This window comes from Pseudomonas sp. S35, from assembly GCF_009866765.1.
Lineage (GTDB): Bacteria > Pseudomonadota > Gammaproteobacteria > Pseudomonadales > Pseudomonadaceae > Aquipseudomonas.
Genome location: NZ_CP019431.1, coordinates 2,977,066 through 3,003,072 on the forward strand (window position 1 = coordinate 2,977,066; position 26,007 = coordinate 3,003,072).

Annotated in this window: 20 protein-coding genes; 9 read left to right on the forward strand and 11 right to left on the reverse strand. The window is 62.3% G+C overall.

Features of this window, described 5'->3' with window-relative positions; genetic code table 11:
* Window positions 1–9 precede the first annotated feature (9 nt).
* From treS to PspS35_RS13155, 3 genes are read left to right on the forward strand one after another with little or no spacing between them, the layout of a single operon-like run.
* Window positions 10–3,357: a maltose alpha-D-glucosyltransferase gene (treS, locus tag PspS35_RS13145; protein WP_159935100.1), complete on the forward strand. Its 3,348-nt coding sequence runs from the start codon at window positions 10–12 to the stop codon at window positions 3,355–3,357.
* Window positions 3,354–5,591, forward strand: a complete 2,238-nt coding sequence (glgB, locus tag PspS35_RS13150; RefSeq protein WP_159935102.1) for a 1,4-alpha-glucan branching protein GlgB — start codon at window positions 3,354–3,356, stop codon at window positions 5,589–5,591. Before treS ends, glgB begins: the two co-directional genes overlap by 4 nt.
* 51 nt (window positions 5,592–5,642) lie before the next feature.
* Entirely contained in the window at window positions 5,643–6,809 is a 1,167-nt protein-coding gene (locus PspS35_RS13155; protein WP_159935104.1) for a GGDEF domain-containing protein, read from the forward strand.
* An 8-nt stretch (window positions 6,810–6,817) separates the two neighbouring features.
* On the opposite strand, the gene PspS35_RS13160 is transcribed toward PspS35_RS13155, so the two are convergent.
* From PspS35_RS13160 to PspS35_RS13170, 3 genes are all read right to left on the reverse strand, one after another.
* On the reverse strand, window positions 6,818–9,004 hold the full coding sequence (locus PspS35_RS13160; protein ID WP_159935106.1) for a GAF domain-containing protein: 2,187 nt from the start codon (window positions 9,002–9,004) through the stop codon (window positions 6,818–6,820).
* A gap of 170 nt (window positions 9,005–9,174) precedes the next feature.
* A complete protein-coding gene (locus PspS35_RS13165; RefSeq protein ID WP_159935108.1) occupies window positions 9,175–10,026 on the reverse strand; it encodes a CAP domain-containing protein in 852 nt (283 codons plus the stop codon).
* Between the two features lie 81 nt (window positions 10,027–10,107).
* The gene (locus PspS35_RS13170; protein ID WP_159935110.1) at window positions 10,108–11,322 is read right to left on the reverse strand and encodes an MFS transporter; all 1,215 of its coding nucleotides are present in this window, start codon (window positions 11,320–11,322) and stop codon (window positions 10,108–10,110) included.
* Window positions 11,323–11,436: 114 nt separating this feature from the next.
* On the opposite strand from PspS35_RS13170, the gene PspS35_RS13175 reads away from it, so the two are divergent.
* On the forward strand, window positions 11,437–12,318 hold the full coding sequence (locus PspS35_RS13175; RefSeq protein ID WP_159935112.1) for a LysR family transcriptional regulator: 882 nt from the start codon (window positions 11,437–11,439) through the stop codon (window positions 12,316–12,318).
* 55 nt (window positions 12,319–12,373) lie between these two features.
* Complete coding sequence (locus PspS35_RS13180) at window positions 12,374–13,051, forward strand: GNAT family N-acetyltransferase (RefSeq protein ID WP_159935114.1); 678 nt, start codon at window positions 12,374–12,376, stop codon at window positions 13,049–13,051.
* A gap of 390 nt (window positions 13,052–13,441) precedes the next feature.
* Here the strand turns inward: PspS35_RS13180 and PspS35_RS13185 are convergent, their stop codons facing one another.
* Window positions 13,442–14,071: a TetR/AcrR family transcriptional regulator gene (locus tag PspS35_RS13185; RefSeq protein ID WP_159935116.1), complete on the reverse strand. Its 630-nt coding sequence runs from the start codon at window positions 14,069–14,071 to the stop codon at window positions 13,442–13,444.
* A 70-nt stretch (window positions 14,072–14,141) separates the two neighbouring features.
* On the opposite strand from PspS35_RS13185, the gene PspS35_RS13190 reads away from it, so the two are divergent.
* Window positions 14,142–14,741: an NAD(P)H-dependent oxidoreductase gene (locus PspS35_RS13190; protein ID WP_159935118.1), complete on the forward strand. Its 600-nt coding sequence runs from the start codon at window positions 14,142–14,144 to the stop codon at window positions 14,739–14,741.
* A gap of 1 nt (window position 14,742) precedes the next feature.
* Here the strand turns inward: PspS35_RS13190 and PspS35_RS13195 are convergent, their stop codons facing one another.
* From PspS35_RS13195 to PspS35_RS13205, 3 genes are all read right to left on the reverse strand, one after another.
* Window positions 14,743–15,132 (reverse strand): hypothetical protein, encoded by a 390-nt coding sequence (locus PspS35_RS13195; protein ID WP_159935120.1) that lies wholly within the window; start codon window positions 15,130–15,132, stop codon window positions 14,743–14,745.
* Window positions 15,133–15,164: 32 nt separating this feature from the next.
* Window positions 15,165–16,421, reverse strand: a complete 1,257-nt coding sequence (gene aroA, locus PspS35_RS13200) for a 3-phosphoshikimate 1-carboxyvinyltransferase (RefSeq protein WP_159935121.1) — start codon at window positions 16,419–16,421, stop codon at window positions 15,165–15,167.
* A gap of 90 nt (window positions 16,422–16,511) precedes the next feature.
* Window positions 16,512–17,066: a UPF0149 family protein gene (locus PspS35_RS13205; protein WP_159935123.1), complete on the reverse strand. Its 555-nt coding sequence runs from the start codon at window positions 17,064–17,066 to the stop codon at window positions 16,512–16,514.
* Window positions 17,067–17,226: 160 nt separating this feature from the next.
* On the opposite strand from PspS35_RS13205, the gene PspS35_RS13210 reads away from it, so the two are divergent.
* Window positions 17,227–18,039, forward strand: coding sequence for a crotonase/enoyl-CoA hydratase family protein (locus PspS35_RS13210; RefSeq protein WP_159935125.1), 813 nt, complete (start codon window positions 17,227–17,229; stop codon window positions 18,037–18,039).
* Between the two features lie 5 nt (window positions 18,040–18,044).
* Entirely contained in the window at window positions 18,045–18,878 is an 834-nt protein-coding gene (gene nudC / locus PspS35_RS13215) for an NAD(+) diphosphatase (protein ID WP_159935127.1), read from the forward strand.
* On the opposite strand, the gene PspS35_RS13220 is transcribed toward nudC, so the two are convergent.
* The 3 genes from PspS35_RS13220 to PspS35_RS13230 form a co-directional block, all read right to left on the reverse strand.
* Window positions 18,846–19,625: a TSUP family transporter gene (locus PspS35_RS13220; RefSeq protein WP_159935129.1), complete on the reverse strand. Its 780-nt coding sequence runs from the start codon at window positions 19,623–19,625 to the stop codon at window positions 18,846–18,848. The two genes, nudC and PspS35_RS13220, sit on opposite strands and share 33 nt — an antisense overlap.
* Window positions 19,626–19,761: 136 nt before the next feature.
* A complete protein-coding gene (gene pcsA, locus PspS35_RS13225) occupies window positions 19,762–20,478 on the reverse strand; it encodes a phosphatidylcholine synthase (protein WP_159935131.1) in 717 nt (238 codons plus the stop codon).
* Between the two features lie 149 nt (window positions 20,479–20,627).
* Window positions 20,628–21,548 (reverse strand): class I SAM-dependent methyltransferase, encoded by a 921-nt coding sequence (locus tag PspS35_RS13230; RefSeq protein WP_159935133.1) that lies wholly within the window; start codon window positions 21,546–21,548, stop codon window positions 20,628–20,630.
* Window positions 21,549–21,738: 190 nt separating this feature from the next.
* On the opposite strand from PspS35_RS13230, the gene mdeB reads away from it, so the two are divergent.
* Window positions 21,739–24,414, forward strand: coding sequence for an alpha-ketoglutarate dehydrogenase (mdeB, locus tag PspS35_RS13235; protein WP_159935135.1), 2,676 nt, complete (start codon window positions 21,739–21,741; stop codon window positions 24,412–24,414).
* A gap of 93 nt (window positions 24,415–24,507) precedes the next feature.
* Here mdeB and PspS35_RS13240 read toward each other — a convergent pair whose 3' ends face one another.
* A complete protein-coding gene (locus PspS35_RS13240) occupies window positions 24,508–25,758 on the reverse strand; it encodes a ribonucleotide-diphosphate reductase subunit beta (RefSeq protein WP_005788524.1) in 1,251 nt (416 codons plus the stop codon).
* Window positions 25,759–26,007 lie beyond the last annotated feature (249 nt).

The window sequence follows — 26,007 nt, forward strand, 5'->3', positions numbered from 1 at the left end:
GAGTTTCCAATGGCGAAGAAACCCAAGGCTGCCACCTTCATCAAGGACCCGCTCTGGTACAAGGATGCGGTGATCTATCAGGTTCACGTCAAATCCTTCTTCGACTCCAATAACGACGGCATCGGTGATTTTCCCGGGCTGATCGCCAAGCTCGACTACATCGCCGACCTCGGCGTGAACACTATCTGGCTGCTGCCGTTCTACCCCTCGCCACGTCGCGATGACGGGTATGACATCGCCGAATACCGTGGCGTACACAGCGACTACGGCACCCTGGCCGACGCCAAGCGTTTTATCGCCGAGGCCCACAAGCGTGGGTTGCGGGTGATTACCGAACTGGTGATCAACCACACCTCCGACCAGCATCCGTGGTTCCAGCGCGCGCGCAAGGCCAAGCCGGGCTCGGCGGCGCGGGACTTCTACGTGTGGTCCGACGACGACCAGAAGTACGACGGCACGCGCATCATCTTCCTCGACACCGAGAAGTCCAACTGGACCTGGGACCCGGTCGCCGGCCAGTATTTCTGGCACCGCTTCTACTCCCACCAGCCCGATCTCAATTTCGACAACCCGCAAGTCATGAAGGCCGTGCTGTCGGTGATGCGTTATTGGCTGGACATGGGCATCGACGGCCTGCGCCTGGACGCCATCCCTTACCTGATCGAGCGCGACGGCACGAATAACGAAAACCTTCCCGAAACCCACGACGTGCTCAAGCAGATCCGCGCCGAAATCGACGCCAACTACCCGGATCGCATGCTGCTCGCCGAAGCCAACCAATGGCCGGAAGACACTCAGTTGTACTTTGGCGACAAACACGGCGATGACGGTGATGAATGCCATATGGCGTTTCACTTCCCGCTGATGCCGCGCATGTACATGGCGCTGGCCCAGGAAGATCGCTTCCCCATCACCGATATTCTGCGCCAGACCCCGGAGATTCCCGCCAACTGCCAATGGGCGATCTTCCTGCGCAACCACGATGAGCTGACCCTGGAAATGGTCACCGACAAAGAGCGCGACTACCTGTGGAATTACTACGCTGCCGACCGCCGCGCCCGCATCAACCTGGGCATTCGCCGACGCCTGGCGCCGTTGCTCGAGCGTGATCGCCGCCGCGTGGAGCTGCTCAACAGCCTGCTGCTGTCGATGCCGGGCACGCCGACCCTATATTACGGTGACGAAATCGGCATGGGCGACAACATCTACCTCGGCGATCGTGACGGTGTGCGCACGCCGATGCAGTGGTCCATCGACCGCAACGGCGGCTTCTCACGCGCCGACCCGGCCAGCCTGGTGTTGCCGCCGATCATGGACCCGCTGTACGGCTACCAGTCGGTCAACGTCGAAACCCAGACCCAAGACCCGCACTCGCTGCTCAACTGGAACCGGCGCATGCTCGCCGTGCGCAAGCAATCCAAGGCCTTTGGCCGGGGTAGTTTGAAAATGCTCTCGCCAAGCAATCGCCGCATCCTGGCCTACACCCGCGAATACACCGGGGAAGATGGGCGCACGGAAATCATCCTGTGTGTGGCCAACGTGTCGCGCAGTGCCCAGGCGGCTGAGTTGGACCTGTCTGCATTTGCCGGCATGGTGCCGGTGGAGATGCTCGGCGGGAACGCTTTTCCGCCCATCGGCCAGTTGAATTTCCTGTTGACCCTGGCGCCCTATGGCTTCTATTGGTTTGTATTGGCGGCGGAGAATCAGATGCCCAGTTGGCACGTGGAACCGGCGCAGAGCATTCCCGACTTCACCACCTTGGTACTGAAAAAGCGCATGGAAGAATTGCTCGAAGACCCTTGTCGCACCACCCTGGAGCAGACCTCTTTACCGGCCTGGCTGCCCAAGCGGCGCTGGTTCGCGGGTAAGGACGCTGCTATCGACAACGTGCACATCGCCTACGGCGTACGCTTTGGCGACCCGCAGCATCCGGTGTTGCTCAGTGAGATTGATGTCACCAGCGGTGGCCAAGTCAGTCGCTATCAATTGCCCTTCGGCTTCCTGGGTGAGGACCAGTTCACCAGCGCCTTGCCCCAGCAATTGGCGTTGGCCCGCGTAAGGCGTACCCGTCAGGTGGGGTTGGTCACCGATGCGTTCAGCCTGGAGCATTTTATCCGCGCGGTGATCCAGGGCCTGCAGGCCGGTACGGTACTCACGTCCAGCGAAGGCGACCTGCGCTTTGAAGCGACGCCGCACCTGGCGCCGTTGCAACTGACCGATGACGCCCAGGTGCGCTACTTGTCGGCCGAGCAGTCCAACAGTTCGGTGGTGGTGGGCGAGAGCCTGGTGCTCAAGCTGATCCGCAAAGTCAGCGCCGGCGTGCACCCGGAGCTGGAAATGAGTGCCTACCTGACCGCCGCCGATTACCCGAACATCTCGCCGCTGCTGGGTTCGATGATTCGCCGCGACGGCGACGGCCAGGACAACCTGTTGATGATTGCCCAGGGCTACCTGAGCAACCAGGGCGATGCCTGGAGCTGGACCCAGAACAACCTGGAACGCGCGATTCGTGACGAACTGGCGCAGGCGATCTCCGAGCAGGAACAACACTACAACGCGTTGGGCGAACTGGCGGACTTTGCCGGCCTGCTCGGCCAGCGTCTGGGGGAAATGCACCTGGTGCTGGGCGCGAAGACCCTCAACGAGGACTTCAAGCCCGAGGTCACCACGGCCAAGGACACACACGCCTGGGCCAAGGACGTCGGTGCGCAGATCGAACGTGCGCTGCAATTGCTCAAGCTCCATCAAACCCAATTGAACCCGGCGGATCAGGCGTTGGTCAGTGATTTGCTGGCGCAGAAAAAAACCATCGCTGCCCATGTCCAGGCGTTGGCGAAGGCCACCGTGGGCGGGCTGCGCATTCGGGTCCACGGCGATTTGCACCTGGGCCAGGTGCTGGTGGTGAAGGGCGATGCCTACCTGATCGACTTTGAAGGCGAGCCCGCCAGGCCGCTGCATGAGCGACGGGGCAAGCACAGCCCGTATAAAGATGTGAGCGGCGTGCTGCGTTCGTTTGATTACGCGGCCGCTATGGCCCTGAATGTGCAAGGAGTGGATCACTCGCCGCAAGCCGATCAGGCCCGCAGGCGTGTGACCGAACGCTACCTGAATGAAGCACGCGAGGCATTTATCCAGGCTTATCAGGCAGCTACGTCTACACTGGCGCATGACTGGCAGGATGCCAAGGGCCAGGACGCCGCGCTGACATTGTTCAGCTTGGAGAAGGCCGCGTACGAAGTGGCTTACGAAGCGGAAAACCGCCCGACCTGGCTGCCGGTGCCCCTGCAAGGGCTGCACGGTTTGCTCAGCGGGCTAGCACCTCTATCTAACACTGCACGCGGTGGGGAGACGTCATGAATTACACGCATAAAGAACCGCTGCAGCCCACGTTGACTGCCATGCCGGCGTCCAAGGACGTCGAAGCGCTGGTGCGCGCCGAGCACCATGACCCGTTTTCGATCCTTGGGCCGCACGATGACGAGCAGGGCGGGCAGTTTATCCGCGCGTTCCTGCCGGAAGCCCTGAGTGTCCAGGTATTGGCGCAGGACAGTGGCGAGCCCATCGGCAGCCTGGGTGCGACCCAGGTGCCAGGCTTGTTTGTCGGGCACTTCACCACACGCCAGCCCTATCTGTTGAAGGTCCAGTGGGCGGGCGGTGAGCAGATTACCGAAGACCCCTACAGCTTCAGTCAGCTGTTGCTTGGTGAAATGGACCTGTACCTGTTTGCCGAAGGCAATCACCGCGACCTCAGCAGTTGCCTGGGCGCCCAGGTGACCAGCGTCGATGGCGTGCAGGGCGTGCGCTTTGCCGTGTGGGCGCCAAATGCGCGACGCGTGTCAGTGGTGGGCGACTTCAATATCTGGGACGGCCGTCGCCACCCAATGCGCCTGCGCCATCCTTCGGGTGTATGGGAAATTTTCATCCCGCGCCTGCAACCGGGGGCTGCCTACAAGTACGAGATACTCGGCGCCAATGGGATCCTGCCGCTCAAGGCCGATCCGATGGCCCTGGCCACCCAGTTGCCGCCGGACACTGCTTCGAAAGTCGCGCCGCCGTTGCAGGTGGACTGGCAAGACCACGACTGGATGCAGTCGCGGACCGACAAGCATAAATCCAGCGCACCGCTGTCGATCTATGAATTGCACGTAGGGTCGTGGCAATGCGAGCTGGACGAGGCTGGTGAAGTCGCCCGTCAATATGGCTGGCGTGAGCTGGCTGAGCGGCTGATCCCGTATGTGCAGCAATTGGGCTTCACCCACATTGAACTGATGCCGATCATGGAACATCCGTTTGGCGGTTCCTGGGGTTATCAGGCCTTGTCGCAGTTCGCCCCGAGTGCGCGTTTTGGCTCGCCGGAAGATTTCGCTTATTTCGTCAACGCCCTGCACCAGGCCGATATCGGCGTGATTCTTGACTGGGTGCCGGCGCATTTCCCCACCGATACCCACGGTCTTGCGCAGTTCGACGGCACCGCGCTTTACGAGTACGCCAACCCGCTGGAAGGCTTCCACCAGGACTGGGACACGCTGATCTATAACCTGGGGCGCACCGAAGTGCACGGCTTTATGCTGGCCTCGGCGCTGCACTGGCTCAAGCATTTCCACATCGACGGGCTGCGCGTGGACGCAGTGGCGTCGATGCTGTACCGCGACTATTCGCGCAAGGCCGGTGAATGGGTGCCTAACCGTCACGGCGGCCGCGAGAACCTGGAAGCCATCGACTTCCTGCGCCACTTGAACGACGTGGTGGCCCTGGAAGCGCCCGGCGCGCTAGTGATCGCCGAAGAATCCACGGCCTGGCCCGGCGTTAGCCAGCCGACCCAACAGGGCGGCCTGGGTTTCAACTACAAATGGAACATGGGCTGGATGCACGATTCGCTGCACTACATCCAGCAAGACCCGGTGTACCGCGCCCATCACCACAACGAGCTGAGCTTCGGCCTGGTGTATGCGTGGTCCGAGCGCTTTATCCTGCCGATCTCCCACGATGAAGTGGTGCACGGCAAGCATTCGCTGATCGACAAGATGCCCGGCGACCGCTGGCAGAAGTTCGCCAACCTGCGCGCCTACCTGGCGTTCATGTGGATGCACCCCGGCAAGAAGCTGCTGTTCATGGGCTGCGAGTTCGGCCAGTGGCGCGAATGGAACCACGACCAGCAACTGGACTGGTACCTGTTGCAGTACGCGGAACACAAAGGCGTGCAAAAGCTGGTGGGGGACTTGAACCGTCTCTACCGCCAAGAGCCTGCCTTGCACGAGCAGGACGATGCGCCCCAAGGCTTCCAATGGTTGATCGGCGATGATGCGATCAACAGCGTCTACGCCTGGTTGCGCTGGAGCAAGGACGGCGCGCCGGTGCTGGTCGTGGCCAACTTTACCCCCGTGCCCCGCGAAGCCTACGCTGTGGGCGTGCCGTTTGCCGGGCGCTGGAGCGAGGTGATCAATACCGATGCGGATACCTATGCCGGTTCCAATTTCGGTAACGGCGGCGCGGTGTTCACCCAGGACGAGCCGCGTCATGGCCAGCCGGTGTCGCTGTCACTGAATTTGCCGCCATTGGGCGTGCTGATTCTGCGGCCCGAAACGAGTTAAGGGCTCTGGGGTGCGGTATTCAGTTGTCCGCGGTGCTGGCAGGGTGCCACAATGGCACCTTTGTCGCGGCAGTCGGATCAGGCGGATTTCATGAATGGCCTTGGGCGTGGGCAGGAGCAGGATTGCGTTATAGAAGAGCAGGTGCGGACAGACCGTCTACACCAGCTGTTCCGGCAGTCGTTTGCCGCTATCTTCGGCAGTTACATGGCGGCTGCCATGCTGTGCTGGTTGTGCTGGGACCGCTTTGACCACAACGTCATGCGGGTGTGGCTGGTGCTGCTGGCGGTGTCTTCGCTATTGCGGGTCAAGATGTTCATGGACTGGTTTCGCTGCCCCATCAGCGAGCGCACGCCAGACCGTTGGGAGCGCCGCTACTGGTTCACGCTGACGCTCTCCGCGGCGGTCTGGGGCGCCGGTGCCTGGGCGGTGATGCCGCCGGATGACCGTCTGTCCCAGGTGCTGGTGATGCTGTTCACCGTCGGCATGTCGGTCAGCGCGGTCTCATGCTATTCGGCCTATCGCTACATGACGCTGGTGTCCATTGCCCTGGTGTTGCTGCCGTGCACGTTGTGGTTGTTGTTTCAGCCGTCGCCGATGCAGGTGGGCGTGGCCATCGCCGTACTGGTGTTCTCCACCTTTGTGGTCAGCGCCACGCGCAAATTGTCCGATGCACTGGAAAAAGCCTTTCGCCTGACCCGGCAAATGGAACGTGCCCATAACATTTCCAACCGCGCCGCACAGACCGACGAACTGACCGGCCTGATGAACCGCCGCGCATTTTTCGAACACGCCCAGTTGCTGTACGCGCAGTGCCGGCATCACCAGCAGCCGCTGTGTGCGTTGATGATGGACATGGATCACTTCAAGCAAATCAACGACACCTATGGCCATCAGGCGGGCGACCAGGTATTGCGCCAGATTGGCGGGGTGATCAGCGCGTCGTTCCGCCAGGCCGATGTATACGGCCGCTTGGGGGGCGAGGAGTTTGCGGTGTTGCTGCCCAATACTTCGGTGGAAACGGCGCGGCATATCGCCGAGCAGTTGATCAAGGCCATCTCTGGTTTGGCAGCCGAGCCGGTCAAGGGGCTTTCCGCCAGCCTCGGGGTGGCCTCCACCCATGCCCAGGACGAGGACTTGCACGGTTTGATGAACACTGCCGACAAAGCGCTGTACCTGGCCAAGGCGCGTGGGCGCAATCAAGTGGTGGTGGCGGAGTAGGGCGTGGCTCAGTGCCTGAGCATCGCCTTCAGCAGCACGCGTGAGACCTGGTCCGCGGAGTAGGGCTTGGCCAGGAACTCGAAGCCTTCGTAGCCGTCGTCTGCGAGTTCGTCGCTGTATCCCGAGGTCAGCACCACCGGCAGGTCAGCCCGCCGTTGGCGCAGCACTTTGGCCATGACCACGCCCGTGATGCCGGGCATGATCACGTCAGAAAACACCACGTCGAACCCCATTGCATCCTCGCCCGCGACGCTCAGCGCCTGTTCGGCATCCGTCACCCAGGTGGTCTGGTAGCCCAGGTCTTGAAGAATCTGGTTGGCGAAACGCCCCACTTCCAGATTGTCTTCCACGATCAGCACATGACACTGGGTCGTGTCATGGTCCGCAATCCGGGCTTCCTGGGGGGGCTGTGACGGCATGTCCTGGGCTTCGACCTGTGGCAGGTACAGGGTGAACACGCTCCCTTGGCCAGGCGCGCTGACCACATCGACATTGCCCCCTGACTGCTTGGCAAACCCGAACACTTGCGACAGGCCCAGGCCCGTGCCTTTGCCGACCGCCTTAGTGGTGAAAAACGGCTCGAAAATCCGCTCGACCGCATCCGCCGCAATCCCGGGGCCAGTATCGGCGAGTGAGATCGCGATATAGGGCTGGTGGGAACCGGCATCCCCACGGATACGCGGCAAGGCCTGCAGGCCGGTGACCCGAAGCGTCAGCGTGCCCTGGCCGTCCATCGCATCCCTGGCGTTGAGGGCGATGTTGATCGTTGCGGTTTCAAACTGGCTGGGGTCGATGCGCGCGAAGCACGCTTGCGAGGGCAGTTCGACCTGCACATGTATGCGCGCGCCTGTAACGCTTTCGAGCATCTCGCCAATATTCTGCACGCGCAGCCCTACATCGAAGACCTCCGGGCTCAACGGCTGGCGGCGGGCGAAGGCGAGCAACTGGCTGGTCAGCTTGCTGGCCCGCTCCACGGTATCGGAGACCGCGCGCATATAGCGCTCACGGCGTTCTTCCGACAGGCCCGGTTGGCGCAGGAAATCCACCGACGAGCGAATGATCGTCAGCAGGTTGTTGAAGTCATGGGCCACGCCGCCGGTCAATTGGCCGATGGCTTCAAGCTTCTGCGACTGATGCAGCGCCGCCTCGGCCTGGGCCAGCGCTAGGGTGCGTTCTTCGACCCGCTGCTCCAGGCTGGCGTTCAACTCGGCGTAGGCGGCCAGACCTTCACGCACATCGGCGTCGGCGCGCACCCGTTCGATATGGGCCCAGGAACGCTCGGTGACTTCCCGCAGCAACGCCAGGTCATAGGGCGACCACGGTCGCGCAGATTTATCGTGCACGGCCATCAGGGCAGTCAGGCGGCCATTCTTGATCAACGGCATGCAAATCGTGGAGGTCACGCCAAGCGCTTGGAAGCTTGCAGATTCCTCGGGCGCAAGCTCGCGCAGGTTATCGTGAATCACCAAGGGCTCGCCGGCGCGCAGGCAGTTGACAGCCATTGCGCCGAACGCCGCCAGGCTGTAGCGGCCGATGATGCTGGGCGAGCCGGGCGCAGTCCAATTGTCGCGAATGGTGAAGCCGTCTTCATCGGCATCCATGTCGGCGTAGGCGCAGTTGCTCACCTGCAGGTGCTCGGCCAGTAGCCGGGTGGTGCTGGTCATGATGGCTTCGGCATCGGCGGCATTGGTCACGGCGAGTCCAATGGCATCCAGCACGGCCAGGCGGCGGGCGAGGAATACTGTGGCAGTGGTTTCGGACACGGTGTCGAGGATGCCGACCACCTTGCCGTCGGGATCACGGATCGGGCTGTAGCAGAAAGTGAAGTACGCCTGCTCGCGTGAATGGCCGCGTTCGATCACCAAGGGGAAGTTTTCGATATACGTCGCGTGGCCTTGGAAGGCCGCGTCAGAGATGGGGCTGATGTCTTCCCACACCTCACTCCAGATTTCGTTGAAAGGCCGTCCCAACGCGTACGCCTTATTCCCCAGGATCGGAATAAACGCGTCGTTGTACAGCGTGATCAACTGCGGTCCCCAGACAATGGCCTGGGGGAAGCTCGAAGCGAAACACAGTGCGACGGTGGTTTTGAGCACATCCGGCCAGTGCTCCAGCGGACCGAGGGGCGTGCTGGCCCAATCATGCTCACGCACCCGTTCGGCCATATCGCTGCTGCTTTGCAGCCAATTCATCATTGGGAGAACACCTTGTTTGCCAGAGTCTGCAATGCACCTGGAATTTCTGGCGCAAAGCTACAGACCCGCTTGAGCGCTGCCGGTTCAGCGTAATTATCCGCTAGATGGCAATTTGATGCTCTATTCGTTTGGATAGGTTGATTCGGCGGGGTCGGGCGCATGCCCAACCCTCATTGCGTGCCGAACAAACCGGTCCAGTAAATGCCCGCGTCACTCTTTGGGTCCATGGCATAGGCCGCGCCCACTTCACGAAATTGCGGGTTCATCAGGTTGGCGCAATGGCCGGGGCTGGCGAGCCAGCCGTCGACCACCTTGCGCGGCGTGTCCAGGCCGGCAGCGATGTTTTCGCCGATGTTCTTCGCAATATAACCGGCCAGTTCAGCACGGTCGCCGGGGGTACGGCCGTCATGGTCCAGATGGTCGAAAAAGTTGCCGTTGGCCATGTTGCGTGTATGGCTGTTGGCGGCGCTGGCCAGGGTGTCGTTCCACGACAGCGCAGTGGTCGCGGTAAACGCCTGGGTGCCGCATTGGCGCGCTTGGGTGCGGGCGGCATTGATCAGGTCCAGCAGTTTCCGGCCTTCGGTCTGCCAATCGCCGAGGCCGCTGGAGAGCAGTGGGCGGGCCAGCACGATGCGCCAGTCCTGGCCACTGTTGCTCACCCCGATGTCAACGAATTGGGGGTCCAGCACCACTCGGCAGAAGCTTTCACGCACGGCCTTCATCGCGGCCTGGGCATCCTTGGGACCGGACAGGCTGATGGCCTGCACGTTCACCATCGGGTACGCCGCCCGAGCCAGTGCCTGCTGCAAATCACCGACATTGGTGGCCGGCAGCACCAGCCGTGTGTCGCTGGCCAGCGGTGGCAGTTCCTGGGAACCCTGGTCGCCGCAGCGTTGCACCTGGCTGCGGTACTCGTTGATCTGTTGCACTAGCTGACTTTCTTCATTCGCCATCGCGCTGGCGCAGAACACCGTACTGGCGGCCAGCGTCGTAAGACCCATCATCAATGACAGAACGCGCATGGACGTTACCCTTGAGCTTGAAAGTGCCCATGATGCGCGATGTAACCCGGTCTGGCGCAACGCCTTTTTTGTTTTTTTGGCTCAACGGAGGTTGTGATGGCCGTTCACGGCACGGTTGCGGCCCCATGCCATCATTCCGGCGAGGAGGATCAGGCCGCATGCCACGGCGAAGGTTGTGTGCAGGCCATCTGCCACGGATTGCGCGGTGGCGTAGGTCACATCGGGGGTTGCCCAGGCGAATACCGCACCCAGTGCCGAGGTGCCGAAAATCAGGCCGAGGTTGCGGGACAGGTTCAACAGTCCCGAAACCGTGCCGCGTCGTTGTGCATCGACATCGCGCATCACGGCCGTGTTGTTGGCGGCCTGGAACAGGCTGTAGCCCGTCGTCAGCACAATCAGCGCGCCCAGATAGACGACCAGCCCCGAGGCGAGCGACAGCAGCAGGGCGCCGCACAGCAAAACGCCCAGCCCGGCGTGTGTCACACGTTGGCTGCCAAGGCGGTCGGTGAGGCGGCCGGCCGGCACCCCTGTGAGCGCCGCAACACACGGCCCGACGGCCATGGCCAGGCCCATCCACTGCGCATTGAGCCCCAGGCCACGGGACAGATAAAACGGGCCGACCACAAAGGTGGCCATGATTACGGCGGCGATCAAGGCGCTCATGGCCAGGCCTGCGCGTAACGACGCGTCGGTCAGGGGTGACCAGAAGCTCAACCGCCCGGCGACCGGCGTATAGCGTTGATCCAGTGGCAGGTAGCGCCAGGCGAGAACCAGCGCCAGCACCCCCAGCGGCATGCCCACCAGAAACAATGCCTGCCAGCCCCACAGGCTCAGCAGCAAGCCGCCGACGCTGGGCCCCATGGCCGTGCCTACCGCCGATAGGGTGCCGAGCAACCCCATCGTGCGGCCCGTGCGTGCCGCGGGTACAGTGTCGCCGACCATGCCCAAGGCCATGGCCATCATGCTGGCCGCACCCAGTCCTTGCAGGACACGGGCGGCGATCAATCCATTGAGTGACGGTGCGAGGGCGCACAATCCGCAAGCCAGCGTGAACAACAGCAAGCCGCCAAGCAACAGGCGCCGACGTCCCAGGCGGTCTCCCAGGCGCCCCGCGCTGACGATCACCAGCGTGATCGCCAGCAGGTAGGCGAGCACCACCCACTGCACGGCATCAAAGGCTGCATCGAACGCCAGTGCGAGGCTGGGCAGGCCGACATTGGCGATGCTGGTGCCGAGGGACGCCAGCAGCATGGACAACGACAGGCTGACGAGGCCGCCGCGTGGGGAGGAGGGCATGGGCAATTTCCTTGAATGAATGCAGCTGTCCCAACTCTACGGCGTCGCCTAGTATGGCGGAAGACGCATGGATTGCAGGTGATACCTGCGTATAACGCCTGATAAGGAGTGCGGATGCCCGATCTCAATTTGTTGATCACCCTCGATGTGTTGCTCGCCGAAGGCAGCGTCGCAGGTGCAGCCCGACGCCTTGGCCTGAGCGCCTCAGCCATGAGTCGTGCCCTGGCGCGCCTGCGAGAAACCACCGGCGACCCGCTGCTGGTGCGCGCCGGACGCGGGCTGGTGCCCACGCCACGGGCAATGGCCTTGCGCGAACAGGTCAGTTGCCTGGTGCAGGACGCTCACGCGGTACTGCGCCCGGCACGGTCCCTGGACATGGCAGGGGTGGTGCGCACGTTCACCCTGCGCACCAGCGAGGAGTTCGTTGAACGCTTCGCCCCGGCCTTGCTGGTGCGCATCGCCCGAGAGGCCCCCGGCGTGCGCCTGCGGTTCGTGAACAAAACCGACAAGGACAGCACACTGCTGCGCGAAGGCAGGGTTGATCTGGAAACCGGCGTGGTTGACCCCGCCACCAGCCCCGAAATCCTGACCCAGGCGCTGTTCCGCGACCGTTTGGTTGGCGTGGTGCGCCGCGGGCACCCCCTGAGCAAGGGCGACATCGGCGCAGCGCGGTTTGCCCAAGGCCAGCACGTCTACGTCTCGCGGCGCGGGCAAGACCGTGGCCAGATCGATGAGGCGCTTGAAACCGTTGGCTTCACGCGGCAGATCACCAGTATCGTCGCCGGTTTCTCCACAGCCATGGCCCTGGCCCGCGACACTGACCTGATCGCCAGCGTTCCCGAGTGCTACACCGTCAACCGGCGCGACCTGTTCTGTTTTGCCCTGCCGCTGACGTTGCCGACCTTCACCGTGGCGATGCTCTGGCACCCTCGATTGGACGCGGATCTGGCCCACCGCTGGCTGCGTGGCTGTTTGCGTGAGGTGTGTGGGCAATAACTCGCGTGCAACAGGTACAATCCGCGCAGCCTTAATGCAAAACCCAGGAATGTGCATGTTCAGCCTTACCCGCTACACCACGCCGTGCCCCGAGCCCATCAATGGCCAGATCCTGCAGATGGTGGTGGACAACCTCACTGACATCAGCAGCGTGGCACTGGCGCCGAGCAACCTGCTCTACAACATCTACCAGTACGCGATCGGCTTTGAGGTGCACCTGTACCTTGAAGCACTCAATGGCGAGAAGGGGATTGCCGTTGAGCTGGTCGTCGCCACCGATGCACAGGATGCCGACAAGGTCATCGGCTTCTTGCTGTGCCTGCCGGTTAAGGACGATCCCGAGGCCTGCGGCATCGCCTTCATGGCCGTGCAAGCCGGCTTGCGCCGCCAGGGCGTGGCGCGGGCAATGATGGCGGACGTGCTGGCGCGCTACCCCCATGCCGAACTGGCGTGTGCGGTAGAGAAGGTGCCCGCGTTCGAGGCACTGGGCTTTCAAGTGCGCGGTGCACGCGGCACCCAGGTGCTGATGAACACCCGGGACTACGGCACCGATGGCTTGATGGGCGTGCTCGATGTGGCGGCGATCTACAGCTCCCTGGAGGTGCGGCAGATCCACACCTACCTGCTGCAAAAACACGGCAAGCGGGCGATGGTCGACGCGGAGAAGCAGCGTGATCGACATCTGGACCAACTGACGCGCAAAGCCCGGCTGTTCGTGCAGGCGCGGGGCTGAAACACAGCGCCAACCATCGACCCCTCGTAGGAGCTGTCGCGCTCTAGCGAGGCGGCGATGCCGGTGGTTCAGGCAATCAAAAGGTTGGCCTTGCCGCCCATGTGGAAGGGAGGTTGCCCCGATGGACATGGGTATCTACACAACGTCCAATGGATGCTGAACCCCTGCCAAACAAGCTGTTGTGGTGAGCGGGCTTGCCCCGCGCCGGGCTGCGCAGCAGCCCCAAAACCAGGGCGCTGAGTTCTAACAGAAAAATCCCGTTGCCTTTATGGGGGCCGCTGCGCAGCCCAGCGCGGGGCAAGCCCGCTCACCACAGAAAAAAACGCGCTCACCGCAGAGTTATGTGTACAAAAAAGCCCCCTTCCACCGTTGAGTGAATTTTGTCGCGCGTCAACGAGGCTGCGATGGCTGAGGCAGCAACACGGGCGCGCGGTTAACCATCGCCAATATCGTCGCCAGCAGTTCGTGCTGGGCTTCTTCGCGGCTGATTTCACCGTCGGCCGCTGCATGGGACAAGGCTTCCGCCGCGCCCAGCATGGCCCGCAGGCTGGCCTGGGACAGCGTGCCGGTGGGGGTGAACGGCACCAGTGCGGCGCGGCATTTGTCGAGGAAGATTGCCTCGTATTTGCGCTTCAGAGCGTCCAGTTCCGGTGAGCCGCTCAACGCGGCGGTCACGCCCGGAATTTCCCGGCCCTGCAATAACACGCAATCGACATAGGACGCGGCGATCACCCAGGCGCGGTCTGCCAGGGTCGCGCTGCTGGCTTCGATGGCGTCGGCAAATACCTGGTTCTGGCGTCCGTCGAAATCCTCGTACAACGCGGCCAACAAACCCGAACGAGTGACGAAATGGTCGTAGACCACCGGCTTGGTCACGCCCGCCAGTTCTGCCAGGCGGCCCAGGGTCAGGGCGTCGGTGCCTTCCTCGCGCACCAGTTGCCAGGCCATTTCCAACAATTGCCTCATACGATCTTCACGGGACAAACGGCGACGTGGGGCAGGGGATTCACTGCTTGACATGCTTATATACCAAAAGTAACTTACTATTCGTAACTTAAGCCCAGCCTAAACCGAAAAGGGAGTCCATGTCATGCACGCATTGATCGTTGTTGCTCATCACGACCCGCAATCCCTCACCCACGGCATCGCCACGCAAGTCGCCGCTGGCCTGCGCGCCTGCGGCCACACCTACGAAATCGCTGACCTCTGCGCTGAAGGGTTTGACCCACGCTACACCGCCGCCGACCATCTGGTGCACCGCACACGCGCCACGCCGCCCGCCGATGTGCTGGCCGAGCAGGCGCGCCTGGACCGCGCCGACGCCCTGGTGCTGGCGTTTCCTATCTACTGGTGGTCGCTGCCGGGCCTGCTCAAGGGCTGGGTCGACCGCGTGTTCGTCAACGGTTGGGCAATCGATTACGCCCCGGATACCCCGGTGGTGAAAAAACTGCGGCACCTGCAGGTGCACCTGCTGGCACTGGGCGGCGCGGACGACAGCGCGTTTGACCGCCACGGCTATGCCAAGGCAATGCGTACACAAATCGACTACGGCATCTTTGATTACTGTGGGGCGAAGGTAGTGACGTCCGAGCTGCTGTTGGATTCGGAAGGCGGCGCGGCCGAGGCGCATCTGAAAACCGCGAAAGCCGTGGGGCAGCGACTGTTCGAGGCCGAGACGGTCACCGGTTGAGTCAACCCTCGCGAAACAGGTCGTGGGCATCCAACAGGCGGTAGGCAATTTCCGGGCGTTTCTCCATCCCTCGGCGAATCGCTGCCGGGATCGATTGCCGGGTCTTGCGGCACAGCCCGGGCAGTTCGTCGATGACGATCTGGATCCCGCGCATGCTCTTGACCTCGGTGTGCCCCGGCGCAACCTGCACGCGAATGCCCAATTGCTGGTACATCAGCTGCTGCATGCGTTCCAGGTCCTGCAGGCTCTTGAGGTCTTCGAGGCGTTCCAGCAGGCGTTTTTCTTCCTGGCGCGTGAGGTTGAGGATACGCAGGTCGGCGCCAGGGGCTTCCAGCAATTGCTCGCGGTTGCAGTCACAGGCGCCGGGTGGGCAGGGTTGGCGAATGGTCATGTGCTTGCCCTCCCCAAACCGACGCGGCTGACTCAGTAGCTGAGCGCGACCCCAAGACTGCCCAGGGCCTTCCAGTACTCAGGATAGGTCTTGGCCACGCAGTCTGGGTCTTGAATGCGGATCCCCGAGACTTTCAGCCCGGCCAAGGCAAAGCACATGGCGATGCGGTGGTCGGCGTGGGTGTCGATCAGTGCATTGCACGAGCTGCCCGCCAGCCCTGGGTCAGCGGCCACCAACAGGTCGTCGCCTTCGATGGTGGCCAGGCCTGGACGGATTTCATTGAGGCCATCGTGCAGCGCCTGGACGCGATCACACTCCTTGACCCGCAGGTTGGCCAGTTCGGTGAAACGCACCGGGGTGTTATTGAACGCAGCCAGCACGGCAAGGGTCGGGATCGCGTCCTGCATCTGCGAGCCCACCACCGTGGCCTGCATGTTGGGGAACTGCGCGATCACGGCCTGGGCCTTGGCGTCGGGCTGGGTGAAGGCCTGCGCGGCGACGCCGATGTCGATACGGCCACCGGTCAGCACTTCGGCGGCCCACAGGTAGGTGGCGGCAGATGCGTCCGGTTCGATCAGGTAGTCATGGGCGCTGTAGCCGGTGGCGGCCACGCGCCAGGTGGTGTCGTTGACGGCGTCAACCTGTGCGCCGAACGCACGCATGCAATCGAGGGTCAGGTCCACGTAGCCACGGGCACCGATGTCCTTGCCGGTCAACGCCACTTCAATCGGGGCTTCACCGCACGCGGCCAGCATCAACAGGGCCGAGACGTATTGGCTGGACAAGCCGCCGTCAATCTCAAAGCGCTTGGCCTGGACCTTGCCCACGCCGTGCACCGTCACCGGTGGGCAACCGGTCGGGCTGTCGACCTGGATGCCGTTCTGGCCGAGGGTGGCGAGCAGCGGGCCGATCGGGCGCTTTTGCATATACTCGTCGCCATCGAGCACCACGGTGCCTTCGACGGTGGCGACGGCGGCGGTGAGAAAACGCATCGCCGTGCCGGCATTGCCGAGGAACAGCGGCTGCGCAGGCAATTGCAGCTTGCCGCTGCCTGTGACGACAAAGGTGGTGTCATCTGGCTCATCGATGGTCACGCCCATCTGGCGTAGGGCCACCGACATGTGGCGGGTGTCGTCGCTTTTCAGCGCACCGCTGAGGCGGCTGGTGCCCTTGGCCAGCGCGGCCAGCAGCAGCGCGCGGTTGGTAATGGACTTGGAGCCGGGCGGTGCGACCTTGCCGTTCAGGGGGAAGTTGGGCGGTGTAACGGTCACGGTTTTCTGCGAACTCAAGGTACAAGGCTCCTGATCAAGGCAAGGTGGTACGGAGTGGCCGACGGGCGGACCCGAATAATCGGCCAAAGGTGCGGTGCTTGTCGAGGTTTAGCGCTGGCTCAACCAGTAATCATGCAGGGCGCGCGCCGCCGGCTCGATCGCGCTGACGCGTTGCTGATGGGCCGGTATGTCCAGGTCGGCCGGCAACTCGAAGTTGTCCTGCTCGGCGCACCAGGAGATCTTCTCCAGCAACGCGGCCTGTGCGGCGGGCAGTTCTGGCCAGTTGCCGATCGCTGCGCCACGGATATAACCAAAGCACCATTCTTCGGCGAGGGTCACGGCCTGGCCTTGATGTTCAGTGTCGTCGAAACGTGCCTTGAAGCCTTGCGCATCGGTCGCCAGTTGGGCGGCCAGGGTGTTGCTGTGGCGAACGCACAATTGCAGGAAACGTTGGGCGTCCTCCATGCTGTCCCACTGCGGGTTCTGCCCACCCCAGATCGCCGGGAACCATTCGGCGACATCCACCTGCACCGGGCTGGACACCAAGGCGGTGAAGTAGCCGTCGAGCTCGGCCAGGTTCAGCACCGAATGGTCATCGCCGTACTTGAGCAGGGTTTCTTCGATGAAGTCCAAATCGGCGGCGGCGAGGGGATGGGCGTGCATGGCATTTCCTTAAAACGTCGAGCGCCGCGGGTAGGGCGGCTTAAAGCGCCAAGGATGGCGCCTGGCACGGTTTTTTGCCAGTCCCGCTTTTGGCCGATGCGCCGTGGTGCACCCTTGATATAGTTCGGGCCTTATCACTCGCCAGTCAGGGATCACTGCCATGTCCGAATACCAAGCGTTCGTCGTCGAAGTCATTGGCAACGTTGCCCATGTGCAGATCAACCGTCCGGAAAAGATCAACGCGATGAACGCGGCGTTCTGGACCGAGATCATCGATATCTTCCAATGGGTCGACGACACCGACGCCGTGCGCGCCGTGGTTCTCAGCGGCGCCGGCAAGCATTTCTCGTCGGGTATCGACCTGATGATGCTGGCTTCGGTGGCCAATGCCTTTGGCAAGGACGTCGGCCGTAACGCGCGCCTGTTGCGCCGCAAGATCCTGGAACTGCAAGCCTCGTTCAACGCGGTCGATAATTGCCGTAAACCGGTGTTGGCGGCGATCCACGGCTACTGCATCGGCGGTGCCATCGACCTGATCAGCGCCTGCGACATGCGCTACGCCGCCGAGGACGCGCAGTTTTCGATCAAGGAAATCGACATCGGCATGGCCGCCGACGTTGGCACTCTGCAACGCCTGCCGCGCATTATCGGCGACGGCATGCTGCGTGAGTTGGCCTATACCGGCCGCCAGTTCGGCGCCGAGGAAGCGCGCAGCATCGGCCTGGTCAATCGGGTCTATCCCGATCACGCGCAATTGCTGGCCGGTGTGTTGGAAATCGCCCATCAGATCGCCGCCAAGTCGCCGATTGCCGTGACTGGCACCAAGGCCATGATCAGCTACATGCGTGACCACACGGTCAATGACGGTCTGGAATACGTTGCCACCTGGAACTCGGCTATGTTGCAATCCAACGACCTGCGCGTGGCCATCGCGGCCCATATGAGTAAGCAGACACCCGAATTCGTGGATTGACTGACATGACCCCAGGCTGGATCACTACAACGCTGCTAGACAACGACGCCCCCGGCGGCTGGGCCGTTGCCCGCAGCCGCGACGGCTTTTTGCATGACACCAACGGCCCGCTGTTCCCTCGGGAGTGGCTCAAGCGCCAGGACCTGTCGGTGTTCGCCGAACATGGCATTGGCCACCTCGACGGTGAGCCGGTGTACTTGCTGGAACTCAACTCGGCGGGCGAAGTACCCGGCTGCAGCTGGCAGGGCCTGCGCGGCTTCATGCTGCAAGGCGATCACACGCTGTACAAAGTGCTCGGGTACGCCGCCCAAGTCGGCACCTGGGCGCGCGAGCATCGGTTTTGCGGCAGTTGCGGCCAAGCGATGGTCCAGGTGCCACGGGAGCGGGCGATGTTCTGCCAGGCCTGTGACCTGCGCAGTTACCCGCGGATCTCGCCGAGCATGATCGTGCTGGTGACCCGTGGCGACGAGATCCTGCTCGCCCGTTCGCCGCGCTTTGTCACCGGCGTGTACAGCACGTTGGCCGGGTTTGCCGAGCCGGGCGAGTCGGCCGAAGACTGCCTGATTCGCGAGGTGCGCGAAGAGGTGCAGGTGGAGGTCAAGAACATCCAGTACATGGGCAGCCAGTGCTGGCCGTTCCCCCATTCGATGATGCTGGGTTTCCACGCTGAATATGCCGGCGGGGATATCGTGCCCCAGGCCGACGAAATCGAGGATGCGCAGTGGTTCAACATCCACGACCTGCCGCCGTTGCCGGCGTCCCGTTCGATTGCGCGCTACCTGATCGACCTGTACCTGGCCCGTCGCTTAGGCCACGCTGAACCAGTGCTGCCAGGCTAGGCGCACTGTCAGGCCGAGGACCACGGTGATAAACACCGGACGAATGAATTTGGCGCCGCCGCTGATTGCGCTGCGTGCGCCAAAGAACGCGCCACACATCACCGACACGCCCATCGCCAGGCCGACGATCCAGTCCACCGAACCGTTGAAAATAAACACCGACAGCGCCGCCGCGTTGCTGACGAAGTTCATGCTGCGCGCCACGCCGCTGGCCTTCACCAGGTCGATGGGGTGCAGCAGCATGGTGCTGACGGTCCAGAACGCGCCGGTGCCGGGGCCGGCCACGCCATCGTAGAACCCCAGGCCGAAGCCTTGGGTGGACTGCCATTTCTTCTTGATCGGCGCGTCGTTATCCAGCGCCGCCTTGGGCGTGCCGCCAAACAGCAGGTACAAGCCGCAGCCGAAGACGATCACCGGGAGCATCTTGTTCAGGGTTTCGGCGGGCAGGTAATGGGCGACCACCGCACCGGTCAACGCACCGATCAACGTGCCAACGATGGCATGCACCCACTGGCGCGGATGGAACAGCTTGCGGCGGTAGAAGGTAAAGCTGGCGGTGGCCGAGCCGAACGTGGAACTGAGCTTGTTGGTGCCCAGCACCAGGTGCGGCGGCATGCCGGCGGTGAGCAGGGCGGGCGTGGTGAGCAGGCCGCCGCCGCCGGCGATGGCGTCGATAAAGCCGGCGACAAAGGCCACGGCGGCGAGAATGGCGAGGGTGGTGAGGTCAACGCTGAGTTCGAAGGGCATGGGCAGGGCTTATTGTTGGCGGGGCGCTATGCGAAAGGCCGCCATCTTACTGCCAGATGTACAGAGTTCCAAATGTATGCAGCTCTCAATGTGGGAGGGGCCAAGCCTCTCCCACATTTGTGCTGTGTTGACCGGATTATTTGTGGGTTCCCAGCCACTCCAGCGCGGTGCGCCAGATGCAAATCCCCAGGAAATACGCCGACATCAGCGACCACAACCCAAACGTCCACGGGTTGGTATTCGGGTAGTCCACCACCATCAAAAAGCTGCACAGTAACCAGATCGTGGTCACGGCGATGTTGATCGGCATGAAGCGCTTGACCCGGAACGGGTGCAGGAACTTCATGGGCGTGATGGTCAGCAATGCCAGGCCGATCACGGTCAGCAGTGTCACCCAGGCGTCCGGCTGGATGATGTACACGCACAAGGCAACCACGTTCCAGGCGGCGGGGAAGCCGACGAAGTAGTTGTCCTTGCTCTTCATGTTGACGTTGCAGAAGCAGAACAACGACGAGACCAGGATCACCGACACCGTAAACAGGTGGGTAAATTCCGGCAGGTCGATGTAGCGATAGATAAACAATGCCGGAATGAACACATAGGTGAGGTAGTCGATCACCAAGTCCAGTACCGAGCCGTCAAAGCTGGGCAAGACCGTGCTGACATTCACTCGGCGCGCCAGGGAGCCGTCGACGCCGTCTACCACGAGTGCCAGGCCCAGCCACAACAGGCAGGCCTTGGGTGAGTTCTCCAGCAGCGCCAGGGTGGCCAGGAATGCCAGGACTACGCCCGTGGCGGTAAAGCCGTGGGCGCCCCAGGCTTTTATTCTGGCTACATGCAGGGTCGATATCACGGGCGGTTCTCCAAAGGGTGAAACGGGGCAGCCGACAACGTGACGCCGTCGAGTCTGGCCGGGGAATGCAGGTATCGACCGGGAAGTGGGGGATAAGGTTCACCGCCCCGGTGTATGACTAATCGTAGCAAGGGTAGGACGTTTCAGCATCAGCCCTGGCGGAACACCAAGGCCTTCAAGCCACTTTGCGGGTCAATATCCGGAAATTCCGCTGGGTTTTCCAGGCGTTCCACAAAGCGCAGGCCTGGCGCCTCGCGGGTGACGCCGTCGATCAGGAAGTCTTCGCCAAAGGCCGGGTCGTTCATGCACGCCAATACCGTGCCCTGTGACGTGAGCAAGTCCGGCAAGCGACGTAGGACGCGCTGATAGTCCTTGGTCAGCAGGAAGCTGCCTTTCTGGAAGGACGGTGGGTCGATGATCACAAGGTCGTAGGGGCCGCTGTTTGTCACTTTGGCCCACGACTTGAACAGGTCATGGCCCAGGAACGTCACTTTGCCCAGGTCATGGCCATTCAGCCGATGGTTGTCGCGGCCACGGCTCAGGGCGCCCCGGGCCATGTCCAGGTTCACCACGTGCTCGGCGCCGCCTTCGATGGCCGCCACCGAGAACCCGCAGGTATAGGCAAACAGGTTGAGCACGCGCTGGCCCTTGGCCTGTTCGCGCACCCAGTTGCGGCCGTAGCGCATGTCGAGGAACAGCCCGCTGTTCTGTTTTTTACCCAGATCAATCAGGAAACGCAGGCCGCCTTCGGTGATGGTCAGCTCATCGATGGGCTCGCCCACCAACCACTCGGTGGTGCTTTGCGGCAGGTAGCGATGTTGCAGCGCCACGGTGTGGGCGCCGAACTGCGCCCAGTCGATCTGCAACAACTGCTGCTTCAAGGCGTCCAGGTATTCGGTTTCCTTGAACAAGGCCACCAGCACCACGCCTTGCAACCAATCCACGGTCAGTTGCTCCAGGCCCGGCCAGCAGCGGCCACGGCCGTGAAACAGGCGGCGGGTTTCAGCGGGGGCGCTGGCCAGGGCGGTGAGCAGGTGAGCGTGCAGGGTAGCGAGTGCGTCTGGGTTCATCGTTGAGCGTCGGTCGTTGAGCGGGCGGCATTTTAAACACACTGACAGGGTTTGCGGGGGTTTGAGCACAACGTGCTGAGAAACGTCTGATTGGCAGCGATACATGCTCAAAATACTGTTACAGCCGCCATAAAACAGGCAATAAATCCTTTATTGCCGACATAAACTGGAAAAAAGCCCAGAGGTTGCCATGAACGGTTTCGCGAATGCAGTGAATCACACAGTCTTGGACCAGCCCGAGCTGGACGAGTGGCGCGACGCCCTGGCCTCGCTGGTGGCCAACGCCGGCCCTGAGCGCGCGCGCCAAGTCCTTGACCTGCTGGCCCGTGAGGGCAGCGCCGCGCACATCGACTGGAAACCGCGCCACGGCACGCCCTATATCAATAGCATCAGCGTCGCGCAGCAGCCGGCCTTTCCCGGCGACCTGGCCACCGAAGAACGCCTGGCCTCGCTGGTGCGCTGGAACGCCTTGGCTATGGTGGTGCGCGCCAACCAAGCCTATGGCGAACTCGGCGGCCATATCGCCAGCTACGCCAGTGCCGCGGATTTGTTTGAAGTGGGCTTCAACCATTTTTTCCGTGCGCGCAATGACGGCAATGGCGGCGACCTGGTGTTCTACCAACCCCATTGCGCGCCTGGCATTTACGCAAGGGCCTTCCTGGAAGGGCGCTTGAGTGAAGACGACCTGGCTCACTATCGCCAGGAACTCGGCGGTCCCAAGGCCGGCGCGCGCGGGCTGTCGAGCTACCCGCACCCCTGGCTGATGCCGGACTTCTGGCAGTTCCCCACCGGTTCAATGGGTATCGGTCCCATCAGCTCGATTTTCCAGGCGCGCTTTATGCGTTACCTGCAGCATCGCGGCCTGCAGGACACCACCGAGCGTCACGTGTGGGGCGTGTTCGGCGACGGTGAAATGGACGAGCCGGAAAGCATGTCAGCCCTCACCCTGGCAGCCCGCGAAGGCCTGGACAACCTGACCTGGGTGGTCAACTGCAACCTGCAACGCCTCGACGGCCCAGTGCGTGGCAATGGGCGCATCATCGACGAACTGGAGGCATTGTTCGTCGGCGCCGGCTGGAACGTGATCAAGCTGGTATGGGGCTCGGACTGGGATGCGTTGCTGGCCAAAGACACCGACGGGTCGCTGGTCAACACCTTGTCGAACACCGTGGACGGGCAATTCCAGACCTTCGCTGCCAAGGACGGCGCCTATAACCGTGAGCACTTCTTCGGCCAGAGCGAGTCACTGGCGCGGCTGGTCGAGGGCATGAGCGATGAGCAGATCGACCGACTCAAACGCGGTGGTCACGACATGGTCAAGATTCACGCCGCCTACCACGCGGCTCGCGGGGTCAAGGGCAAGCCCACGGTGATCCTGGCCCAGACCAAGAAGGGTTTCGGTATGGGGGAAGCCGGGCAGGGCAAGATGACCACTCACCAACAGAAGAAACTGGATCGTGACGCGTTGATCGCCTTTCGCAATCGTTTCCAGCTGCCGCTGTCGGATGAGCAGACCCAATCCCTGAGTTTCTTCAAACCGGACGAAGCCAGCCTGGAGTTGCGCTACCTGCACCAGCGGCGTCAGGCGCTGGGTGGTTATGTGCCGAGCCGTAGCCAGGCGGCTGCGCCCGTCAGCGTGCCAGCGGTGGCGGGCTACGCCGGGTTTGCCACGCACGCGGCGGGCAAGGAAATGTCCACCACAATGGCCTTCGTGCGCATGCTCACCCACCTGCTCAAGGACAAGGCGCTGGGCCCGCGCATCGTGCCCATCGTCGCAGACGAGGCGCGTACCTTCGGCATGGCCAACCTGTTCAAGCAGATAGGCATCTATTCCAGCGTCGGCCAGCGCTATGAGCCGGAAGACATCGGCTCGATCCTTAGCTACCGCGAAGCCACCGACGGGCAGATCCTCGAAGAAGGTATCAGCGAGGCCAGCGCCATCAGCAGCTGGGTTGCGGCGGCGACGAGTTATTCGGTACATGGCCTGCGCATGTTGCCGTTCTACATCTATTACTCGATGTTCGGCTTCCAGCGTGTCGGCGACCTGATCTGGGCCGCCGCCGACCAGCGCGCCCGCGGCTTCCTACTGGGCGCCACCGCCGGGCGCACCACCCTGGGCGGCGAAGGATTGCAGCATCAGGACGGCAGCAGCCATCTCACGGCCGCCACGGTGCCGAACTGCCGGGCCTACGATCCGGCGTTTGCCGGCGAGTTCGCGGTGATCCTCGACCACGGTATGCGCCAGATGCTGGAACACGATGTGGACGAGTTCTACTACGTGACCCTGATGAACGAAAACTACCCGCAGCCGAGCCTGCCTGAGGGTGTGGAAGCAGCAATTATCAAAGGTATGTACCGCCTGGAAGGTGCGCCTGAGGCCAAGGTGCGCTTGCTCGGCTCAGGCACCCTGGTGCGTGAAGCCCAGGCGGCCGCGCAGCTGCTGGCAGAGGATTGGCAGGTGGCGAGCGAGGTGTACAGCGTCACCAGCTTCAGCGAACTGGCGCGGGAGGCGCGGGACGTGGAGCGGTGGAACCGCTTGCACCCAGGGGCCGGCAAGCGCGTCAGTCACCTCAATAACTGTTTGCCGAGCGGTACGCCAGTGGTTGCCGTGTCCGACTACGTACGTGCAGTGCCGCAGATGATCGCGTCCTATCTGGGCGACAGCTATACCGTGCTCGGCACCGACGGTTTTGGACGCAGTGATACGCGGGCGGCGTTGCGCGATTTCTTTGAGGTGGATCGTTACCACATCGTATTGGCAGCGCTGACGGCGTTGGTGGAGCAGGGGGGATTGGACAGGCAGGTTTGCCAAGAGGCGATTGAGCGGTACGCGTTGCAGAGCGATCGCGAGCCGTCCTGGACCTGATGACCGAAGAAAATCAAAATGTGGGAGCGGGCTTGCTCCCACATTGGTTTTGCAGTGTGCTTTAAAGGGTAGCGATTGGATCTGTGTTGTTAATCAGTCCCAGCTCAGCGCGCCGCCGGTCTGGTACTCGATCACACGGGTCTCAAAGAAGTTCTTCTCTTTCTTCAAGTCCATGATCTCGCTCATCCAAGGGAACGGGTTGGTCGTGCCTGGATACTCTTCTTTCAAGCCAATCTGCGACAGGCGACGGTTGGCGATGAACTTGAGGTAGTCCTCCATCATCGCCGCGTTCATGCCCAGCACGCCGCGCGGCATGGTATCGCGAGCGTATTCAATCTCCAGCTGGGTCCCTTGCAGGATCATCTGGGTCGCTTCTTCCTTCATCTCGGCATCCCACAGGTGTGGGTTTTCGATTTTGATCTGGTTGATCACGTCGATACCGAAGTTCAGGTGCATCGACTCGTCGCGCAGGATGTACTGGAACTGCTCGGCCACGCCGGTCATTTTGTTGCGGCGGCCCATGGACAGGATCTGGGTGAAGCCGCAATAGAAGAAGATGCCTTCCAGGACGCAGTAGTAGGCGACCAGGTTGCGCAGCAGCTCTTTATCAGTCTCGACGGTGCCGGTTTCGAACTTCGGATCGGAGATGGAGCGGGTGTACTTCAGGCCCCACGCAGCTTTCTTAGCGACCGACGGGATCTCGTGGTACATGTTGAAGATCTCGCCTTCATCCATGGCCAGCGATTCGATGCAGTACTGGTAGGCGTGGGTGTGGATCGCCTCTTCGAAGGCCTGGCGCAGGATGTACTGGCGGCATTCCGGGTTGGTGATCAGGCGGTACACGGCCAGCACCAGGTTGTTGGCAACCAGGGAGTCGGCGGTGGAGAAGAAGCCGAGGTTGCGCATGACGATGCGGCGCTCGTCGTCGGTCAGGCCTTCGGGGTTTTTCCACAGGGCGATGTCGGCGGTCATGTTGACCTCTTGCGGCATCCAGTGGTTGGCGCAGCCGTCGAGGTACTTCTGCCAGGCCCAGTCGTACTTGAAGGGCACGAGTTGGTTGAGGTCGGCGCGGCAGTTGATCATGCGCTTTTCGTCAACGGCGACACGGGCGGCGGAGCCTTCCAGCTCGGCGAGGCCTTCGGCGACGTCGAGTTTGTCGAGGGCGGCCTTGGCGCGGATGATGGCAGCGGAGTCGTTGGCGGTCACGTTGCGTGCTTCCAGCGCGGCGGCGGCCCCGGCACCGTCGAGACGGTCCATGTTGGCTTCGCTGGCGTGGCCTGCGTTGGCGCCCTTGATCACCGCTGCACCGGTGTCTTCGTTGTCGACTTCATCCCAACTCAGCATTGAAATACTCCCTTCTGTTCTGGTCTGACGGCGTATGAAACCGTCCAAAAATATGCGGTTTGCAGGCTATTAGGCATTGAAATAGTGCGCGTAGTGTGGTCGGTAAATACCGATGCTGCACACTATGTAGTGGTCTGTTCTGTTTGTGGGCACACTATATGGTGTGTAACAACGATGGTCAACGAACAAGAACGGATCGACTGTCGCAGGGGGCAGTGCCTACGCAGCGCCTTTGCCGTGCGCCTAAGC